This window comes from Acinetobacter sp. 22301 (assembly GCF_052045285.1).
Taxonomy (GTDB): Bacteria; Pseudomonadota; Gammaproteobacteria; order Pseudomonadales; family Moraxellaceae; genus Acinetobacter; species Acinetobacter pittii.
On the sequence record NZ_JBQEOR010000016.1, the window covers coordinates 14240 to 36657 of the forward strand.

The window sequence follows — 22418 nt, forward strand, 5'->3', positions numbered from 1 at the left end:
ATCAGACTAAATACGTTTCGACTAAAACAATATGAGTAGAATTATGTTTAAAAGAGCACTTTTATGCTTAAGTTTAATTAGCTTGGTTGGTTGTAATGATGACGATAAAACTGAAAACTCACCAACCACACCAGAATATCAACTTCCTAAAATTTTAGTAGTAGGACATCGCGGCGCGAGCGCTTTGCGTCCTGAACACACGTTAGCTTCATATCAAAAAGCGATTGATGATGGCGCAGATTTCATTGAACCTGATCTAGTCTCTACAAAAGATGGCGTATTGGTTACTCGCCATGAAAATGAGATTGGCGGAACAACCAATGTAAGCACTTTAAGCCAGTTTGCAGATCGTAAAACAACAAAAAATATTGATGGTAAAGACTTAACAGGCTGGTTTACAGAAGACTTCACTTTAAGTGAATTACAACAGCTTAAAGCGCGTGAACGCATTCCAGAGTTCCGACCAGCAAACACAGCCTATAATGACCTCTACCCTGTCCCGACTCTAGAGCAAGTGATTGAACTGGCTGAAGCAAATTATAAGAAAACGGGAAAAATTATTGGTTTATATATTGAAACCAAACATCCGACTTACTTTAAAAATCAGAAACTGGCAATGGAAGATACCCTTCTTAAAACCTTAGCCAAATACGAATATACACGTGATATTGCACCTGTCTATTTACAGTCTTTTGAAGTGAGTAATCTAAAATATTTAAAAGATCAGCTCGACCTTCATAAAACGATTAAACATGCACAAATCATTCAATTATATGATGCTAAAACCTCTCAACCAGCCGACTTCGTTGAATCTGGCGAAACTAAAACTTATGCCGATTTAGCCACAGCACAAGGCTTAAAAGACGTGGCTAAATATGCAAACGGTGTAGGGCCAAGTAAAGGCTATATTCTTAACTTTAATGACAGTGGCTCGGTTCAAACGACTTCGTTTATTACTGATGCACATACAGCTGGCTTGAAAGTACATCCTTATACTTTCCGCCCAGAAAATAATTATTTACCAACGCCTTTAAAGTGCAGTCAAGATAAACCAGCAGAGCGCTGTCCATCTGGTGCTTTAAAAGAGTTTGAAGCCTATTTTAAAGCTGGTGTTGATGGAGTCTTTACAGATGACCCGGCACTTGGCCGTGAAGCCGTTATTAATTATGAAAAAGCCACAAAATAAATAAAGTTTTTAATAAAAAAACAGGGCAATAAATGCCCTGTTTTTTTATTTCTCTACAACATTATCAAAATAGAGCGGGATCCACTGATATTGCTCAGCATTTACTTTATAAACATGGCCAATGCCCGGAAATGGTAAATGTGGTGCGGCAACCCATTGTTGCTTATTTGAAATTTCAGCAAACATTTTTAGACGGGTATTAATTGCCTGCTCAGAATTCACATCAAAATCTACCCCAGTTTTTGGAGCATCAAATTGCAATGAATGTGAGTGGACAATGTCTCCAACAAAAATGATTTGCTGATCATTACTTTTTAAGCGGAAGCTATGATGACCTGGTGTATGACCACGAGTATCGATTACCTCAAAACCTTGAATGACATCGCCGTCTTTAAATGTCTTGAATGCTTTTTTTGCTTGGTATGGAGCAAGAGCAGTTTTTACGTTTTTAACAGTACCCAAATAATTTTCTTTTTTGTCTGCTGGTACTGTTTTTTCAGAAGCTGGATTTAACCAGTAATCAGCTTCACGCTCATGTGCATATACAGTTGCATTTGGAAATACGGCTTTTCCATTTTGAGCAATACCGCACACATGGTCTGGGTGTAGATGAGTAAGTAAAACAGTTTTTACATCAGCAAGCTTATAACCAGCCAATTCAATATTTTTTGCAATCGAGCCAAGTTGCGGGCCAAAACAACTTGCTGCACCACTGTCTACAAGCGTTAAGCTTTTTCCATCATCAACTAAAAATGCATTTACCGAGGTTTGAATCCCTTTTTCATTAACAGCAGCATATTTCGTTAAGATTTTAGTTTTCTGGGCCTGATTTAAATTTTTGAATAAATCAGGATTTAAATAAATCGTACCATCAAGTAAAGAGGTTACGCGGTAGTTTCCAAATTGATGGTGATAATATCCTGGTACTTGCGGGGTTGCTGTTGGCTCAGCATAACTTGCATGGATACTTCCAATTGCAAGGCCCAACGCTACACATAATTTTTTCATCTTTTCTTCTCTATTAAGTTATAAAGTCGAAATCTTTAAAAAAGATTTAATAATTTTTTAAGACCCAAATTATATAATGCATGAAAAGTGTCAGAAATATAAGTATATGAATAGCTATTCTCCCTATAAGGGTAAAAGCGGTCTTAAGCGCATATTAAATGCAACGGGCTACTCTATTTCAGGATTTAAAGCAGCTTATAAAAATGAGGCAGCTTTTCGCCAAATTGTTTTGATTAATATTATTTTGATTCCGGTTAGTTTTTTTCTTGATGTGAGCCGTAGTGAGCATGTACTACTGATTATTGTATGTCTTTTTGCAATGATCGTTGAACTATTCAACTCTGCTATTGAGGCTGTGGTTGACCGAGTCTCCCTTGAAAAACATCAGCTTTCTAAAAATGCAAAAGATATGGGAAGTGCTGCGCAATTTGTTGCACTCTCTATCATTGCTATTACATGGTTAATTATTTTATTAGGCTAAAAAAAACCATGCCTACAAGTAAATAAGCATGGTTGTAACAAAAGAGGAACTTCTAGCTGCTGTTCCTGTTTTTAATATAAATAATGGAACTTAATTATTTCTTAAAATTACGTGAAAAATAAAAAAATCCCTGCATAAGCAGGGATTTTTTGGTTAAAGCGTTGATGCGTTATTACATCATGCCGCCCATACCACCCATACCGCCCATATCTGGAACAGCTGGTTTATCTTCAGGAATGTCAGTAATCATACATTCTGTAGTTAACATTAAGCCAGCAACAGAAGCTGCATGCTCAAGTGCAGAGCGAGTTACTTTAGCTGGGTCAAGGATACCCATTTCTAACATATCGCCATATTCACCAGTTGCAGCGTTGTAACCAAAGTTACGTTCACCACCTTTAACTGCATTGATCACTACAGATGGCTCATCACCAGCGTTTGCAACGATTTGACGAAGTGGAGCTTCGATCGCACGGCGTAAAATGTTGATACCTGCTGTTTGATCTTCATTAGCGCCTTTTAAGCCATCTAATGCATTAACCGCACGTACTAGAGCAACACCACCACCAGCAACAACACCTTCTTCAACTGCTGCACGAGTTGCATGAAGCGCGTCATCTACACGGTCTTTCTTCTCTTTCATTTCAACTTCAGTCGCTGCACCGATTTTAATTACAGCAACACCGCCTGCTAATTTAGCAACGCGTTCTTGTAATTTTTCACGGTCATATTCTGAAGTAGATTCTTCAATTTGAGCACGGATTTGTTGAACACGCTCAGCAATACCAGCAGCATCACCAGCACCATCAACAATAACAGTGTTTTCTTTAGAAACAGTGATTTTGTGCGCAGTACCTAAATCTTGAAGAGTTGCTTGCTCTAAAGACATACCAACTTCTTCAGAAATAACAGTTGCACCAGTCAAGATTGCGATATCTTGAAGCATTGCTTTACGGCGGTCACCGAAACCAGGAGCTTTAACAGCACACACTTTAATAATACCGCGCATGTTGTTTACAACAAGTGTAGCAAGCGCTTCACCTTCAACATCTTCAGCGATGATAAGAAGTGGTTTACCAGTTTTTGCAACTGCTTCTAAAACAGAAATCAATTCACGGATGTTGCTGATTTTCTTGTCAACAAGAAGAATGAACGGATTTTCAAGTTCAGCAGTTAAAGTATCTTGTTTGTTTGCGAAGTACGGAGAGATATAACCACGGTCAAACTGCATACCTTCTACAACGTCTAAAGCGTCTTCGAAGCCAGAACCTTCTTCTACAGTAATTACGCCTTCTTTACCTACTTTTTCCATCGCTTGAGCGATAAGTTTACCAACAGTAGTATCAGAGTTAGCAGAGATAGAACCTACTTGCTCGATCGCTTTGAAATCGTCAGCTGGTTTTGCATTTGAACGGATATTTTCAACTACAGTTTTTACTGCGATATCAATACCACGTTTTAAATCCATTGGGTTCATACCTGCGGTTACAGATTTGATCCCTTCATTTAAAATTGCTTGAGCAAGTACAGTTGCAGTTGTCGTACCGTCACCAGCGATGTCGTTAGTTTTGCTAGAAACTTCGCGAACAAGTTGAGCACCCATGTTTTCAAACTTGTCTTTTAATGAAATTTCTTTAGCAACAGTTACACCGTCTTTAGTAATGTGCGGAGCACCGAAAGAACGATCGATAACAACGTTACGTCCTTTAGGGCCTAAAGTCACTTTAACCGCATCTGCAAGTACGTTTACGCCTGCAATCATTTTTGAGCGAGCTGAATCACCAAATTTTACGTCTTTAGCTGACATATTAAACTCCGAATCTTTTTAAATACTGAATCTGATAATGAATTGAGTTATGGATTGATTAGCCTTCCAACACAGCTAAAATGTCTGACTCTTTCATGATTAAGAGTTCTTCACCACTTACTTTCACTGTTGTACCTGCATAAGTACCAAACAATACTTTGTCACCAACTTTAACATCCAAAGCACGTACGCCATTCTCAGTGATTTGACCATTACCTACTGCAATTACTTCACCTTGAGATGGTTTTTCAGCAGCAGAACCTGGAAGTAAAATACCACCAGCAGTTTTGGTTTCTTCTTCTACGCGACGAATTACAACGCGATCATGTAATGGACGAATGTTGCTCATAATTAACTCCATCAGACTAAGTCTTTTTGATTAATCGTTATTGCTTTAATCCAGAGCAATAACAAAATATTTAGATGTCACTTTTGTGGGGATGAAAAAAAAGGCTTCAAGGGGAAAATGAAAAAAAACTTATCTTTTTTGGTCATTTTTTAACAAGTTGTGAAGAGTTTTTATTAAATTTAAAGCACAAAATAAAAGAGGCTATTTTCATAGCCTCTTTTATAAAGATAAATATTAATGTTAAACAAAGAGTTGCTGGTTATTTAACAATTCATCTAATGTTGTATTTACCTGATTTAAAGTTATCAATGAAACACTACTAAACATTGTACCTTCACCATCTCGGTCAAGACTAATAGTCGTGTTTCCAGCATCTTGCTCTACAGTAATAAATTTCGCTAATGTGCTCACGTCTTTAGAATAGTCAATTAATAGTTCACTTAAATCGATTTTGTCTGCTTGAGTATCAGTTCTTACATCACCTAAAGTAAAATCTAACACCGTATCATGTCCATTCCCACCAGTCGCATCTTGGCTATTTAGCAATTGGAACAGTATGGAATCAGTACCTTCATTAGTCATATAGGTATCGTTACCTTCACGCCCATTCAAAACGTTATTACCAGAGTTACCTGTTAAAAGATTATCTAAAGTATTACCTGTTGCATTTAGATGAGCAGAACCAACCAGCTCCAAATCTTCAACATAACGCCCGCTTTCTAGACCTGTCGACCAATCAGAATATCCAACCAGACTATAACTCACAGAGCTAACTATTTTATCGTGTCCACCAAAATCGACATCTCGGTAGCCTGATTCGATAAGCTGGTTCTCCCAATAGCCACTTTCTACCCAAACATCTTCATAGTGGCTAGTATCTACCCAAACATCATCATAACGGCTAGCATCCACCCAAACATCTTCATAATGACTTGTATCAAAATAGATATCTTCAAAATGACTAGTATCAACCCAGCCTTCTTCTGAACGTATATAGGTCAGTTCGTAGCCTTCTTGCCATTGTTCATTTACAGCATCATAATGTTGTTCTACATATCGACTATAGTCGCTCTCTGCCGTACCATTATCTATATAAGTTATATTATCTTGATTTATATATATTTTTTGTATAGTCGAATAACCACTTATGATCCACTGCTTTTCATAATATACATCTGTTATTAATTGTTGTTCATAATATCCATCAACAAGCCATATCTGTTCATAATGCCCTTCATTAATCCATTCTGGATACATATAGCTATTATCAATCCAAACATCTTTATATGTTGCATACGGCTCAACAGTATATTCTTCAACAAAATCACTTATGTGATCAACTATATACGTATTATCCGTAGCATCACCTTTAAATTGATCGACAGTGATTGTAGGTAAATCATTAATCGCTTTGCTGATAGTTTCACTACGATTTCCTGCACGATCAATAATGGTAAGGTCAAATGACATTGCAGTCCCATACACATAAGTAGAGAAAGTTCCATCTGCCATGACCGTAGTACTCGTTACGGAAGGTTCTTGATCAGCAAAATAATATGTAATTTCAAGAGTAGCCTTACTTTCTGCGTGTCCCGTGAGCTCTCCCCATCCATTTATGGCAAGCTGGGTGACCACTTTCGGTGCTGTTGTATCATTTGTAGCAATAATCGTTGTACCTACACTCACATTTTGATTGGCATCAACTACTTTTACCGTCAATGTTTCACCATGCCAATATTGTGACCATAAGTATGTTGTGAAACTTCCATCATTTCTGACAGTAGTTTGACCAACTAAATTATTATTAGCATCAAAAATATTAACTGTTGAATATGCTTCCGCTTGTCCTGAAAGTACATTTCCATCTTCTAAGACAAGCTGAGTTGCTGCATTTGGTGCGACAGTGTCTATAGGTGCCTTAATTTCGGTGTAAGCGCTTTGATAGCCATTTTGCTCCACAACAATGCGTAAAGTTTGCCCATTCGCCTGAGGTGAGTATAACTGGATATTAAAATGCCCTGTTTCATCTACAGAACCACCACCAATATAATTACTATACACATCAAAAATACGCACCTCACTATTGAGCGAAGCAGTTCCCTCAATAAAGAAACCGTTTTCAGATACAACGACCTGATCTGCTGTTGGTGGTGCATTAGTGTCTGGATTAAAAGTAATATTAAGTGGGGTACTTATATTTTTAGCTAAATCTATTGCCGTTATAAATAACTGCTCTCCACGTAATAATGGTGGATAAATACTAGCATTGAAATATCCAGCTTCATCCGATTGAAATTCTGCTCTAAAATCTCCATCCGCATCCATTACTTTAATGGTTACTTTCGGATCAGCTTGTCCCGTAATACCATAACCGTCATTACTAATCACCACATCATTAATTATTGGAGCAATATTGTCTAAAGGCGCAATAATTTCAGAGATTAGGCTATATTGATTCGTATTCTGGTCATAAACTCGAACTTGTAATGTCTGTCCCTGTAGATAGTAATCAATTAACTGAATAGCAAAACTACCATCTTCATTCACAACATTATTCCACCCTCCATTAATGATCTGACCATCAGTAGATGTAACAACAATCGACATTCCTGCTGTTGCCTTTCCTGTTAGAATATGACCATCTACATCCAGTTTTAGCTCTGTTGCAGTAATTGGTGAGTTCGTAAATACAGGTACTAACTGATGAGCAACTTCGCTTCGGTTGCCAGCAATATCTTTGACAACAATACTCAAATTTTGTGTCTGGTATTGACTCAGATTAATCCATTGATTAAATGTGCCATCGTACCAAACATAAGTTGTTGCGATAACTGCACCATATTGATCAATAATTTCAATCGTTGCATTTGGCTCAGCCTCACCAAAAAGCAATCCGTCAGAGGTTAATGTAATATTTGAAGCAGCTGATGGTGCAACATCATCAATTAAAGCATTATGTTTAACCTCAATACTTCGGTTACTTGCTTGATCAATTACAACAAATATAAGCTCTTCTCCATGTAAATAGACTTGATTAAAATAACCTGACACGTTACCAGTACTATCTACATAACCATAGCCTACAACCTCACCCGTAGCATTTTTGACTTCAATCCGAGTATTTACTTCTGCTTGCGCAGTAAAGTTTTGACCGTTTGAGTCGAGCACAATATTTTCAATCGGATTTGGCGAGATATCATCAATTAAGGCATTCTGTTTGACCTCTGTACTGCGGTTACCAGCTTGATCAACTACAACAAAAGTAAGCTCCTCTCCATGTAAATACACTTGATAGAAGTAACCAGAAACATTACCCATGTTATCGGTTGAACCAGATCCTACCACCTCACCAACAGCATTTTTAACTTCGATTCGACTATCTGCTTCCGCTTGCGCTGTGAAGTTTTGACCATTTTCATTTAAGACAATGTTTTCAATCGGATTTGGTGCAATATCATCAATCAAAGCATTTTGCTTAAATTCAATACTTTGATTACCTGCTTTATCTATAACGATAAAAGTGAGTTCCTCACCTTTTAAATAAACCTGATTGAAATAGCCTGTCACATTACCAGTGCTATCGGCATAACCATAACCGACAAACTCACCCGCAGCATTTTTGACACCAATAAAACTATTGGCTTCTGCTTGTGCTGTAAAATTTTGCCCATTTTCGTCAAAGATGATGTTTTCAATCGGATCTGGCGTAATGGTATCCACCAAAGCATTTAACTTAAGTTCGACACTGCGGTTACCTACTCGGTCTATAACAACGAACGTTAATTCTTCTCCTTGTAAATACACTTGATAGAAGTAACCTGTCACATTACCAGTGCTATCTGCATAACCATATCCTATAGATTCACCAGCAGCATTTGTGATTTCTATCCGACTATTTGCTTCCGCTTGTGCTGTAAAGTTTTGACCGTTCGTATCAAGTACAATATTTTTAATCGGATTTGGCGCAATATCATCAAATGGAGCCTTAACTGAAACAGCTTCACTCACATTTCCAGCTCGGTCTTTAACAGTGACTGTGAACTCTTCACCATGTAAATTGTAAGTACCGAAAGAAATAGTGAATGTACCATCAGCGTTTACTCTATAATCCCACGTATTCATCTGCTGACCATTTTGATCAAATATCTGGATGAAGGTATTTGGCTCAGCCACACCAGAAAGGGACGAACCATCTTCATTGAATGTAAGATTACTTGCAGCCGCGGGAGCAATATCATCAAGCGGTGCTTTTACAGTAACCCCACCACTCATATTACCAGCCCGATCTACTACAACTATCTTAAACTCTTCGCCATGCAAGTAGTTACTGTATAAAGAGATGTTAAATGTTCCATCCCAATTAACATTATTATTCCACTGATTTACCAATTGACCATTCTGATCAAATATTTGAATCGTAGCATTTGGCTCAGCCATACCAGTTAGATATGAACCATCTTCGCTAAATACTAAATTAGTCGCATTTTCCGGTGCCGTATTATCAAGAAAGGCTGTTTGTTTTACTTCAACGCTACGATTACCAGCTTGATCAATCACAACAAAAGTGAGCTCCTCACCTTTTAAATAAACTTGATTCAAGTAACCCGAGACATTACCAGCACCATCCACATAACCAAAACCTACAACCTCACCCACAGCATTTTTAACTTCAATCCGAGTATTTACTTCTGCTTGCGCTGTAAAGTTTTGACCATTTTCGTTAAAGATAATGTTTTCAATCACATTCGGAGCAATGTCATCAATCAAGGCATTCTGCTTGACCTCTATACTGCGGTTACCCGCTCGGTCAACGACAACAAAAGTGAGTTCCTCTCCATGTAAATAGACTTGATATAAGTAACCTGAAACATTCCCCATGCTATCGGTTGAGCCAGATCCTATGACTTCACCAGCAGCATTTTTGACTTCAATTTGAGTGTTTGCTTCTGCCTGAGCTGTAAAGTACTGTCCGTTCGCATCAAGTACAATATTTTCAATTGAATTTGGTGCAATATCATCAGTTAAAGCGTTTTGCTTGATCTCTGCACTACGGTTACCCGCTCGGTCAACGACAACAAAAGTAAGTTCTTCTCCATGTAAATAGACTTGATATAAATAACCTGACACATTACCAGCGCCATCTACATAACCTGAACCTATGACCTCACCTGCAGCATTTTTGACTTCAATTTGAGTGTTTGCTTCTGCTTGCGCCGTAAAGTTTTGACCGTTTGAGTCGAATACAATATTTTCAATCGGATTTGGTGCAATCTCATCAATCAAGGCATTCTGCTTAACTTCTGTACTACGGTTACCTGCTCGATCTACTACAACAAAAGTGAGCTCTTCACCATGTAAATGTACTTGATACAAATATCCTGAAACATTGCCCATGCTATCTGCGGAACCATACCCGATGACATCACCATTGGTATTTTTAATTTCAATCTGACTATTTGCTTCAGCCTGAGCTGTAAAGCTCTGACCATTGATATCTAATACAATATTTTCAATCGGATTTGGTGCGATATCATCAGTTAAAGCACTCTGCTTGACCTCTGCACTACGGTTACCCGCTCGGTCAACTACAACAAAAGTAAGTTCCTCACCATGTAAGTAAACTTGCGGGAAATAACCAAATACATTACCTAAGCTATCGGTATAACTAGTAGTAATCTTATTTCCATCCTGATCTAATATTTCAATAGAGCTTCCAGCTTCTGCCTGAGCTGTAAAGCTTTGGCCATCTTCGTTGAAGATGATATTTGCAATCGGATTTGGTGCAATGGTGTCAATTAAAGCATTTTGCTTAAATTCGACACTGCGATTACCAACTCGATCTATGACAACAAAAGTAAGCTCTTCACCATGTAAATAGATTTGATTGAAAAAGCCTGAGACATTACCAGCACTATCTGTAGAGCCCCAACCCGTCTGATTACCTAATGAATCAAAAACTTCAATCTGACTATTTGCTTCTGCTTGTGCTGTAAAGTTTTGACCGTTTGCATCAAGTAAAATATTTTTAATTGGATCCGGTGCAATATCATCAAGTGGAGCATTTATTGAAACAGCTTCACTCACATTTCCAGCTTGGTCTTTAACTGTGACCGTGAATGCCTCTCCATGTAAATTATTGCTACCTAAGAAAATAGTAAATGTACCATCTGAGTTTATGGTGTTATTCCATATATTCACGAGCTGACCATTATGATCAAAAACCTGAATCGTAGTATTCAGTTCTGCTACGCCTGTAAGATATGAACCATCTTCTGAGAAAACTAAATTGCTGGCTGGTGTAGGAGCAACCGTATCAGCGGTAATTACAGTATCGGTGCTTACTTGCCCACGAGCATCCTTAATTGATAAGAAAAACTGCTCACCATTAACAAGAGGGCGGTCAAGCTGGAGTTTAAAATAACTTGATCCATTCCAACCGTTATCTTCACCGACTTTAATTTCAGCTACGACTTCACCTTTGGCATCTTTAACAATAAGAGTACTATTATTTTCAGCTTGTCCACTTATCACTCCGTCCGAAGTAAAGCTATCTACATGGGGGGCAAAAGCATAATTAGGCGCCTGTATCTGCGCTGCTAAACTTACATTTCCATTCACATCGGTAGCCGTGACATAAACCGTCTCAGCATTAGTTAAAAACATACCTAGTTCTATCGAAAAACTTCCACTCTCATCAGTCCAGTTATTCCAGAACCATTTATTAAGAATGTTTCCTTGCCCATCTTTAACTAAAATTTCAGAGAAAGGTTCTGCATGGCCATAAACTAAATCACCAGCATCATTGAAATTTAAATCTGTTGGAACAGGTGGAGGAGTCAGATCTACAATGATATTCTGCTCAGGACTCATCAACCCTTTATTATCAATAATTTGAACGGAAATTTGCTCTCCATCAATTAAAGGTCGGTTTACACTCAAGCTAAAATGACTAAATTCATTCCAACTATTGTCATCACCTAATGTAACCTTTCCTAATTCATTACCGTCAGCATCACGCACGATTACTGTACTATTATCTTCAGCAAACCCAGAAATTAAGCCTTCTTGTGTAATACGTTCAACATATGGAATATAAGCAAAGTTTGGAACTTCGATTAGGGCTTCACTCGTATTTTGATTTTTATCTACTACTTGTACGGTAACCGATTCACCTTCTTTTAAAAATTGGAACACCTGTAAACTTGCAAAGCCTTGTTCATCGGTAAAACCTGTAGCAATTAAATTGCCCTCTCCAGAAAATGCACGAATAAAGCTGTTCGGCTCATTAACATGTACTGATAAAGTTTCACCACTGATATCAAACTGTGGAGTTTCTAAAAATACTGCGGGCGTATAGTCTGCAGTAATATATTGTGGATGGCCTGAAATATTATCTTTATCTGTAGAAATAATAATTTGAGTACCTTCCTCCAAAGGTTGGTCGAGAGACAAAGTAAATGGTCTGACTTCACCTAATGCCATTGCATTAAAAGGAGTAATACCTGAACCCTCAAATGCAATGGAGTTAAACTCTTGCAGAATATTTCCATTCTGATCTTTTACAATAAAATGACTGCCTTCGGTCGCATAACCAGTGATCACACCTTCTGGACTAATTCTTGTAATACTAATTGCAGGAACTTCAGTAACTTGGCCAATTGACGAATTTTCACTGCTGTATCCATTATAAGTAGCGACAGCATAAACTTCTTGATTTGAGTTAATTGAAAGGTCTTGTAAAGTAAATTTACCTTCGTCATTAGTTATGGTACTTGCAAGCCAATCACCACTTTTATTGTAAATATCAACTTTACTTCCTTTATATGCGCTACCTGAAATGATAGCTCCATCTATATTATTGAAAGTTAGTGAATCTAGAGTTGGCGAATTTGGAGTATGATCTACATTATAATTTTGGGTCTGTTTAATAATGGCTGTATTGCCAGCTTGATCAGTAAGACTAATATCAATTGATATATTGGTTTGCGATTCTTCTGACCACAAAAACTCTGCTGGAATTTCAGTAACCCACTCTTGGGTAACTTCATCAAAATGAAAGTTATACACAACATCGTTTAGAGTCGTATTTACTGATGTCAGTGAGCTATTTAAATCTGTTGGTAGATTATCTACTTCCAGTCTTATAGAAATAACTTGATCTTTTTCAGCTAGGCTTATTGTATTGTCTTCAGTAATCGACTTTACAGTTACTGTAGTTGATTCAATATTTAAAGAATTATCTATAATTACCTTTTCCACACCAGTTTCTGATGTGTTGCCTGCAAGATCCGTTACTACGGCTTTATAGAGATAACTACCATCAGCTAAATCTTTTTGTTCAGCTGTTGTCTCCTGCCAAGTTTTTCCTTCATCGGTAGAGACTTCATAGTGGTCTAATAAAGCAGCTTGCTCTCCGATTACAATCGGTTGAGCTAGCTTCAAAGTAAAATTATTATCTTGCGTAATTTGATCGGTTGCTGAAACACCTGTATCACTCAAATCAGATAAAGTTAGTTCACCTGCTTGTGGTGCGGTAGTATCTACAACGACTTTTTGTATAGCGGTTTCTGATGTATTACCTGCAATATCTGTAACTATAGCTTTATATTGGTAAACACCATCGGTTAAATCTTTTTGAGCTACTGTTGTTTCCTGCCACGTCTTTCCATCATCTTTCGATATCCAATAAGTGATTTGGCTATTTACTTCTTGTCCGCTAATCTTTAAATCAAAAATTTTATCTTGCGTAATCTGATCGGTTGCCGAAACACCTGTATCACTTAAATCAGATAAACTCAGTTCACCTGCTTGCGGCGCTGCTGTATCCACAACGACTTTTTGTATAGCAGTTTCTGAGGTATTCCCTGCAACGTCTGTAACTATAGCTTTATATTGATAAATACCATCAGCCAAATCTTTTTGAGCTACTGTTGTTTCCTGCCACGTCTTTCCATCATCTTTCGATATCCAGTAAGTGATTTGGCTATTTATTTCTTGTCCGCTAATCTTTAAATCAAAAGTTTTATCTTGCGTAATTTGGTCGGTTGCTGAAACACCTGTATCACTCAAATCAGATAAAGTTAGTTCACCTGCTTGTGGTGCGGTAGTATCTACAACGACTTTTTGTATAGCGGTTTCTGATGTATTACCTGCAATATCTGTAACTATAGCTTTATATTGGTAAACACCATCAGCCAAATCTTTTTGATTTACTGTCGTTTCCTGCCATGTCTTTCCTTCATCTTTTGATATCCAGTAAGTGATTTGGCTATTGACTTCTTGTCCACTAATCTTTAAATCAAAAGTTTTATCTTGTGTAATTTGATCAGTTGCCGAAACACCTGTATCACTTAAATCAGATAAAGTCAGTTCACTTACTTGTGGTGCGGTAGTATCTACAACGACTTTTTGTATAGCGGTTTCTGATGTATTGCCTGCAACGTCGGTTACTACAGCTTTATATTGATAAACACCATCGACCAAATCTTTTTGAGCGACCGTTGTCTCTTGCCAAGTTTTTCCTTCATCGGTAGAGACCAAATATGTTACTCGGCTGCCACTTTCCTGTCCCTCAATCTTTAAAGTGAAGTTTTTATCTTGAGTGATCTGGTCGATTGTAGAAGCCCCTGAATCCAAAAGATTTTTGAGATTCAAAGTACCTGGCTCAGGAGGCGTCGTATCTTTAGAATCGTTCCGAGACAATAAAGCAATTGTTCCTGCTCCTGCTAAAGCGCTGACTACCCACGACCAGAGGGGTACAGAAGATGGACTATCAATAAGCTTTGGCGTATCTTTTAATTCTAAATAATTAACAGTGGTCTGTCCGCTAGCATCTTCTCCCAGATTAGCAGCCCAATAACTCTGCCCTTCATTTAAAAGAATTTGCGGGTTTTCACTAATAAAATAGTTTTCTAAAACAATTTCAGTTCCATCTTTTAGATGAACAATTGCACTGTTTCCTTCTCTTGTTATTGAAGAAATTTTTTCTGGGTTTATATCGATTTTTGCGACTTCTTTAGGATTTAATACAATATTTTTTGTCTGGCCTACATTAATATCAACTGTATTATTTTTTGAAGCATTATTTGCCATTAATGATACTTGTACCATTTTTCCACCATGAAATTTTAAATATTATTAAGTTATTCTAAAATATTAAGATAAATAGATACTCATTTTAATTAAATATTATTAACTATCATAAAACACTAAACCCTTATTGTAGCTACTTTAAATCGCGGCTTTTTATATAGTTAAAAATTTTTTATGTATCCATTAATATTATTTTTAAAATGATAAAACATTTAGAATGTTTTCCTATTCCCCATATATAGAATTTAAAGCTTAGGCATTGTAATGGATAAAATTTTATCAATCTACTCTTAAGTTAAATGTCTTATAGAATTTTTATAAATTAAATTAATTGAAAAATCTTTAAATCGTAATTAAACCAATAATGATTAATTTTTCCTTCATTTGAAATGACATTAAAACTATTCGGAACATGATAATGCAAACGGCTAGAAGTCGCTGTTCCTGCATGAATATCATAAATAGGATGATCTATCTTTAACTGATAAATTTGCGTTAAATCATATACAGCAGTTTTATGTAAATGCCCGTGTAACATTCCAAATAGTCCCGTTGTACTCCATTTTTCGAGTGCCATTTTTCCTAATACAGGACAATCTTTAATACCATGCTCATCATCAGGTGGAGTATAAAAAGGTTGATGGAAAACAACTAATTTGATTTTATCCGCTGGCGCTTGCTGTAATCGCTCATATGTAGTTTGAATTTGCTCAATCGAAATATGTCCACGAGTATGATAACGACGGCGAATACTATTCACCCCAACAATATAAAAATGTTCAGTTTCTAAAGTTGGTTCAAGCTGGCCAAAAAAATATTGGTAGCGAGTAAATGGTGAGAAAAAACGGTTCCAGACATGGTACAACGGAATATCGTGATTACCAGGAACAACAAGATAAGGAATATTAAGGCTATCTAAAAACTGACGGCATTTATAAAACTGTTGATATCGGGCACGTTGAGTAATATCACCACTCACCACAATGACTTCAGGTTTATGTTGAGTGCAAAAAAGTCGGATTGCATCTAAACATGCCTCAACTTCTGTTCCAAAATGCAGATCAGACAGATGTAACAACATTTGGCACCATAATATTTAAAGCATTCTTTTCTACAGAGAAATTTAAAGGTGCTTTCATCTCTAATATTTCACCATCTAAAGCTACTGTAAGTTTTGATCTTTTTGCACAATCTACCACCACATGATCTGCACAAAAACTATAAACATCTTGTGTCTCTTCTACTTTGCCTTGAATCCACTGCCACAACATGTTTAATAAACTAAGCCTATCACTTTTCGTAATGACCACTCCAGCGACTCGACCTTGTGCTGCACATTCGGCAATTCTTAATTTCATATCACACAACTGCAACTGGTTATTACCAAAGAAAATTAGAGGGGTTTTGACTGGATATTTCTTCCCATCAACTGTGACGGAAAGTTTCATGGATTTATTTTCTCTTAATAAAACATCCAGCGCTGAGGTATAGGCATGCAAAGGTAAGCGTCCTAAGTATTTATTATAAAGCTCACGTTTTTTTATAAATAATGGATAAAGTCCTAGACTCGCATTATTTAAATAAACATGGTCATTAATTGTCGCAATATGTACAGAGCGTGGTGTACCTGTAGCGATGACTTCAGCAGCTTCTAACAAATCTAAGGGAATATCTAAAACTTTAGCGACATAATTAAAAGTTCCCAAAGGTAAAATTCCCATAGGGATATGAGTATGTCTAAGTTTTGATGCTACCGCATTTAATGTTCCATCCCCACCCGCTGCAACAACAACACCTAAGTTTGCATTTTGGCTATGCCGATGAATTACTTGACTCATCAAATCATCAAAAGAAACATCTTCCGCTAATTCAAAAACTTGTATTTCAAAACCAAATTCGGTGAACACGGTCATTAACTGTTCATACATATCTTCATGTTTTGACGCATGAAAACCCGACTTTTGGTTATAAATGATAGAGAGAGGTTTTAAAGTCCGCATTTTTATTATCATAGAGGGATTCATCCTGAATATTGTATATAAAAACGCCTAATAAAAGTCTCTTTATGTAAATTTTGAATGAAGATCATTTGTTTAATCAATAATAATTCTCAAGAAAAAAATAAGAATCAAGCTATTGATTTTTAAGGAAATAAATAATATAAATAACATACATACAACATAAAAATATTGAGAATAAGATATTGTAAAAAACTACAAGTTAATGATTTAAATAAGAAAAATACAAAAAAGTAAAATATCTATTTCTTAGTCTTTAGTCTTATTTTTTTTATGATTTTGTGCTTTAATACAGCCACTTTTTTATTTGATCTTTCATTGTACCTCTCAATGAATGACTTGTACGTTGTACATATTTTGAATAGGCCTCACCATGACCACAGTGAACGCACCAGAATTCGTTCGTCATCCTAAGCTTATCGCATGGGTTGAAGAAATTGCAAACTTAACCAAACCAGCAAAAATCGAATGGTGTGACGGAAGCGAAGAAGAGTATCAACGTCTAATCGACTTGATGATCGCTAACGGCACCATGCAGAAATTAAACCAAGAAAAACATCCTGGTTCTTATCTTGCAAATTCTGACCCATCTGACGTTGCACGTGTTGAAGACCGTACTTACATCTGCTCTCAAAATAAAGAAGATGCTGGTGCGACAAACAACTGGGAAAACCCAGCTGTTATGCGTGAAAAATTAAATGGTTTATTTGAAGGCTCAATGGAAGGCCGTACAATGTACGTTGTTCCTTTCTCAATGGGTCCTTTAGGTAGCCATATTGCTCATATCGGTATTGAGTTAACTGACTCTCCTTACGTTGCTGTTAGCATGCGTAAAATGGCACGTATGGGTAAAGCAGTTTATGACGTATTAGGTACAGACGGCGAGTTTGTTCCTTGCGTACATACAGTAGGTGCTCCACTTGCTGAAGGTCAACAAGACGTTGCTTGGCCATGTAACCCTGAAAAATATATCGTTCATTACCCAGAAACTCGTGAAATCTGGTCTTTCGGTTCTGGTTACGGCGGTAACGCATTACTTGGCAAAAAATGTTTAGCTCTTCGTATCGCTTCTGTCATGGGACGCGAACAAGGTTGGTTAGCTGAACACATGCTTATTCTTGGTGTAACTAACCCTCAAGGTGAAAAACACTACATCGCTGCAGCATTCCCGTCTGCATGTGGTAAAACAAACTTTGCAATGTTAATTCCACCAGCAGGTTATGAAGGTTGGAAAATCGAAACTGTAGGTGACGATATTGCTTGGATCAAACCAGGTGAAGATGGTCGTTTATATGCGATTAACCCTGAAGCTGGTTTCTTCGGTGTAGCTCCTGGTACAAACACCAAGACTAACCCGAACTGTATGGCAACTCTTCATAAAGATGTTATCTATACAAACGTAGCGGTAACTGAAGATGGTCAAGTATGGTGGGAAGGTCTTTCTAAAGAAGTTCCAACAAACTTAACTAACTGGAAAGGTCAACCTCACGTAAATGGTGAAAAAGCAGCGCATCCAAATGCTCGCTTCACTGTTGCAGCTGGTCAATGCCCTTCTATCGATGCTGACTGGGAAAATCCAGCAGGCGTTCCAATTTCTGCATTTATCTTTGGCGGTCGCCGCGCAGATACAGTTCCTTTAGTTTCTGAAGCTTTCGACTGGGTTGACGGTGTATATAAAGCGGCAACTATGGGTTCTGAAACTACTGCTGCTGCTGTTGGTCAACAAGGTATCGTTCGTCGTGACCCATTCGCGATGCTTCCATTTGCTGGCTATAACATGGCTGACTACTTTGATCACTGGTTAAGCCTTGGTCAACAAGTAAGCACAAAAGCTGAAGCGGCTGGTAATAAATTACCAAAAATCTTCAATGTAAACTGGTTCCGTCGTGATGCTGAAGGCAACTTCGTATGGCCTGGTTTCGGTCAAAACATGCGTGTTCTTGAGTGGATCATTGATCGTTGTGAAGGTCGTGCAAACGCTGTTGAAACACCAATTGGTCTTGTTCCAACATATGACGACTTGAACTGGGAAGGTACTGAATTCTCTAAAGAAGAATTTGACCTAATCACAGCTCAAGATAAAGATCAGTGGATTACTGAAATTGAAAGCCACACTGATTTATTTAATAAACTCGGTGATCGCTTACCGAAAGCATTAAAAGAACGTCAAGCAGCTTTACTTGAAGCTGTAAAAACTGGCTTCTAATTGCTATATATAAAAAAGGTCGCTATATGCGACCTTTTTTTATTATGCGGCATCATCTTTTTGTCGACGCTCAGATAAATAAACTTCTAATACTTTTATTTGTTTTTCATCAAATACCAGACCTAGTTTTGTTCTACGCCACAATATATCCTCAGCAGTAGTTGCCCATTCATATTCACATAAGTATTTGACTTCGCATTCAAATAAATCATGTCCAAAATTCTGGCCTAATTGCTCTATTGCATTTCTCTCTTGGAGCATATTCCAGACTCTTGTGCCGTATGCATGCGCCCAACAGTTAGCAAGTGATTCAGACACTCCACTTACACGTGAATAAATCTGATGCGTTAAATCATCTAGTGTTGTCCAGTTTTCAGCGCCAGGTAATGGTTCATCTGCAGTCCACTCCTCTGCCATATTACTAAAAAACGGGGATAGATCTTCTAAAGCAGCCTCTGCCAGTTTCCGATAAGTCGTGATCTTGCCGCCAAATATAGATAACAAAGGTGCTTTTTTATGTTCAGCCTGTAATGCCAAGGTATAGTCACGTGTAATCGCTGAAGGATTATCAGATTCATCGTCACATAAAGCACGCACACCGGAGTACTGGCTTACAATATCAGTTCGAGTTAACTGCTTTTTAAAATGTGAATTGGTCACTGTTAAGAGGTAATCAATTTCTACCTCTGTGATCTCTACCTTTTGTGGATCACCTGTATATTCCTGATCTGTCGTACCAATCAGTGTATATTTTTCTAAATACGGAATTGCAAACACGATGCGTCGATCTTCGTTTTGCATAATGAAGGCTTTATGGCAGTCATATAATTTTGGTACAACAATATGACTTCCTTGGATCAGCCGAATTCGATAGGGCGATTTTAGCTTCAGATTTTCACTAATAATTTCTTCAACCCAAGGACCAGCTGCATTCACCAAAGCTCTTGCACGTACCTGATAAAACTCTGCTCCGCTTTGTAACTCCAGATGCCACAGCTCTTGTTCCCTATAAGCTTTAATACAACGCGTACGTGTTACGACTTTGGCACCTTTCTCTTTGGCCTGTAATGCATTTAACACTACAAGACGTGCATCATCTACAGTACAGTCAGAATATTCAAAGCCACGTGTGATAGCTGGTTTTAAAGGACTATCTTCTTTGAAGTAAATAAGATTTGAACCTAATAATTTTTCTCGTTTTCCCAAGTGATCATAAAAAAACAGCCCAGCACGAATCAACCATGCAGGGCGTAAATGTGGTCGATGAGGCATAATAAAGCGCATGGGTTTAATAATATGTGGAGCTTTAACCAATAGCACTTCACGCTCTGCTAGAGCTTCTCTAACCAATCTAAATTCTTTATGTTCTAAATAGCGCAGACCACCATGAATTAATTTGCTGCTAGCAGATGAAGTGTGACTAGCTAAATCATCTTTTTCACATAAAAATACCGATAGTCCACGGCCTGCAGCATCATTAGCGATACCAACACCATTAATACCGCCACCGATCACGGCAATGTCATATATTTTTGAATAATCATTAGGCTGTATTTTCATTTCTCATTTTCTTTTTATTGTTGATCTTATAAAAATTAAAACACCAAATTGAAGAAACAACAATCAAAAAAGTAGAATAATCAATTTTAAATAACCAAGTATTTAACCGTTAATTAATTACCCTACTATTGAATTCAACCAGTTAAAGAACGAATTAATCCTCAGCCCAACTTTGACTACGCTTAACTGCCTTGAGCCAACCCTTATAAATCATCTCAGATTGTTCAGAAGACATTTTTGGCTCAAATACCTTTTCTATAGCAGATTTATTCCTTAACTCATGTAGATCTTGCCAGAAACCCGTCGCCAGTCCAGCAAGAAAAGCTGCACCCAAAGCTGTGGTTTCTTTCATTATTGGACGTTCTACTGGTGTTGCTAAAATATCAGCCTGAAATTGCATTAAGAAATTATTTTCCGTCACTCCCCCATCAACACGGAGTGTACGGAGCTCTTCTTCTGCATCTTGCTGCATTGCATCTAAAACATCTCGGGTTTGAAAAGCAATAGACTCTAAAGTTGCACGAATAATATGTTCAATACTAGCCCCACGCGTAAGTCCAAAAATAGCTCCACGCGCTGTTGGGTCCCAATACGGTGCGCCTAACCCTGTAAAAGCAGGTACAACATATACACCGTTACTGTCTTTCACCCGTGTTGCATAAAGCTCAGAGTCTTTAGCATTCTTAATGACCTTTAATTCATCGCGTAACCACTGAACGCAAGAACCACCATTAAACACAGCACCCTCTAAGGCATAGTTCACCTCACCATTCGCACCACATGCAATAGTAGTTAGTAATCCATGTTCTGAGCGGACAATCTTCTTACCTGTATTCATTAATAGAAAACAGCCTGTGCCGTAGGTATTTTTTGCCTGACCAGACTCAACACACATTTGACCAAACAGTGCGGCTTGTTGATCACCTGCGATTCCTGCGATTGGAATACCAACTTCTTGCCCACTAATGGTATGTGTATATCCATAAACCTCAGATGAGCTACGTACTTCGGGTAACATTGCTCGAGGAATCTCTAAAACTTGTAAAAGTTTTTCATCCCATTCAAGCTTTTCGATATCAAAAAGCATGGTTCGTGAAGCATTGGTAAAATCAGTGACATGGACTGCGCCATTGGTTAGTTTCCAGATTAACCAAGTGTCCACCGTACCGAACAACAACTCTCCTCGCTCAGCACGTTCACGGCTTCCTTCTACATGGTCCAAAATCCATTTAATTTTGGTGGCAGAAAAATATGGATCAATCACCAAACCCGTTGTTTTACTTATGTATTCTTGCCATCCTGCTTTATGTAGTTGATTGCATATCTCAGTCGTTTGTCGACTTTGCCAAACAATCGCATTGTAAATCGGCTTGCCCGTTTTTTTATCCCAAACAACTGTAGTTTCCCGCTGATTGGTAATCCCAATTGCTGCAACTTGTTCACTCTTAATGCCTGCTTGAGCTAATGCTTCTACCCAAACAGCACTTTGCGTAGCCCAAATTTCCATAGGGTCATGCTCAACCCAGCCAGGCTGAGGATAAATCTGAGTAAATTCTTTTTGAGCAATACTTACAACGTTAGCATCATGGTCTAAAACAATTGCTCTTGAGCTTGTTGTTCCCTGATCAAAAGCAACAATATATTTTTTCGGGCAATTTGACATCTGAATGTCCCTTTCATTATTCACACACATCTAGTCCACAATGCCAAG

11 protein-coding genes are annotated in these 22418 nt (G+C 37.7%); 3 read left to right on the plus strand and 8 right to left on the minus strand.

What is annotated here, in order from left to right:
• The first annotated feature begins 43 nt into the window (after positions 1–43).
• Positions 44–1186: a glycerophosphodiester phosphodiesterase gene (locus ACTJJH_RS17185; protein ID WP_119684975.1), complete on the plus strand. Its 1143-nt coding sequence runs from the start codon at positions 44–46 to the stop codon at positions 1184–1186.
• A 45-nt stretch (positions 1187–1231) separates the two neighbouring features.
• On the opposite strand, the gene ACTJJH_RS17190 is transcribed toward ACTJJH_RS17185, so the two are convergent.
• Positions 1232–2194 (minus strand): MBL fold metallo-hydrolase, encoded by a 963-nt coding sequence (locus tag ACTJJH_RS17190; RefSeq protein WP_017385783.1) that lies wholly within the window; start codon positions 2192–2194, stop codon positions 1232–1234.
• 106 nt (positions 2195–2300) lie between these two features.
• On the opposite strand from ACTJJH_RS17190, the gene ACTJJH_RS17195 reads away from it, so the two are divergent.
• On the plus strand, positions 2301–2675 hold the full coding sequence (locus ACTJJH_RS17195) for a diacylglycerol kinase (protein WP_002118962.1): 375 nt from the start codon (positions 2301–2303) through the stop codon (positions 2673–2675).
• Between the two features lie 172 nt (positions 2676–2847).
• Here the strand turns inward: ACTJJH_RS17195 and groL are convergent, their stop codons facing one another.
• The 5 genes from groL to ACTJJH_RS17220 all read right to left on the minus strand — a co-directional run bounded on the left by groL (position 2848) and on the right by ACTJJH_RS17220 (position 16923).
• Positions 2848–4482 carry a chaperonin GroEL gene (gene groL / locus ACTJJH_RS17200; protein WP_440601505.1) on the minus strand — a complete coding sequence of 545 codons (1635 nt, stop codon included), beginning with the start codon at positions 4480–4482 and terminating at the stop codon, positions 2848–2850.
• 58 nt (positions 4483–4540) lie between these two features.
• The gene (locus ACTJJH_RS17205; RefSeq protein ID WP_002120604.1) at positions 4541–4831 is read right to left on the minus strand and encodes a co-chaperone GroES; all 291 of its coding nucleotides are present in this window, start codon (positions 4829–4831) and stop codon (positions 4541–4543) included.
• 240 nt (positions 4832–5071) lie between these two features.
• Positions 5072–14941 (minus strand): biofilm-associated Ig-like repeat protein Blp1, encoded by a 9870-nt coding sequence (gene blp1, locus ACTJJH_RS17210; RefSeq protein WP_440601506.1) that lies wholly within the window; start codon positions 14939–14941, stop codon positions 5072–5074.
• 304 nt (positions 14942–15245) lie between these two features.
• The gene (locus ACTJJH_RS17215) at positions 15246–16004 is read right to left on the minus strand and encodes a metallophosphoesterase family protein (protein WP_057070362.1); all 759 of its coding nucleotides are present in this window, start codon (positions 16002–16004) and stop codon (positions 15246–15248) included.
• Positions 15985–16923, minus strand: a complete 939-nt coding sequence (locus tag ACTJJH_RS17220) for a diacylglycerol/lipid kinase family protein (RefSeq protein WP_002115559.1) — start codon at positions 16921–16923, stop codon at positions 15985–15987. Before ACTJJH_RS17220 ends, ACTJJH_RS17215 begins: the two co-directional genes overlap by 20 nt.
• 391 nt (positions 16924–17314) lie before the next feature.
• Here ACTJJH_RS17220 and ACTJJH_RS17225 point away from each other — a divergent pair, with 391 nt between their 5' ends.
• On the plus strand, positions 17315–19147 hold the full coding sequence (locus ACTJJH_RS17225) for a phosphoenolpyruvate carboxykinase (GTP) (protein ID WP_002115528.1): 1833 nt from the start codon (positions 17315–17317) through the stop codon (positions 19145–19147).
• A 42-nt stretch (positions 19148–19189) separates the two neighbouring features.
• Here the strand turns inward: ACTJJH_RS17225 and glpD are convergent, their stop codons facing one another.
• On the minus strand, positions 19190–20707 hold the full coding sequence (gene glpD, locus ACTJJH_RS17230; RefSeq protein WP_440601507.1) for a glycerol-3-phosphate dehydrogenase: 1518 nt from the start codon (positions 20705–20707) through the stop codon (positions 19190–19192).
• 154 nt (positions 20708–20861) lie between these two features.
• Positions 20862–22370 (minus strand): glycerol kinase GlpK, encoded by a 1509-nt coding sequence (glpK, locus tag ACTJJH_RS17235; protein WP_320562116.1) that lies wholly within the window; start codon positions 22368–22370, stop codon positions 20862–20864.
• Positions 22371–22418 lie beyond the last annotated feature (48 nt).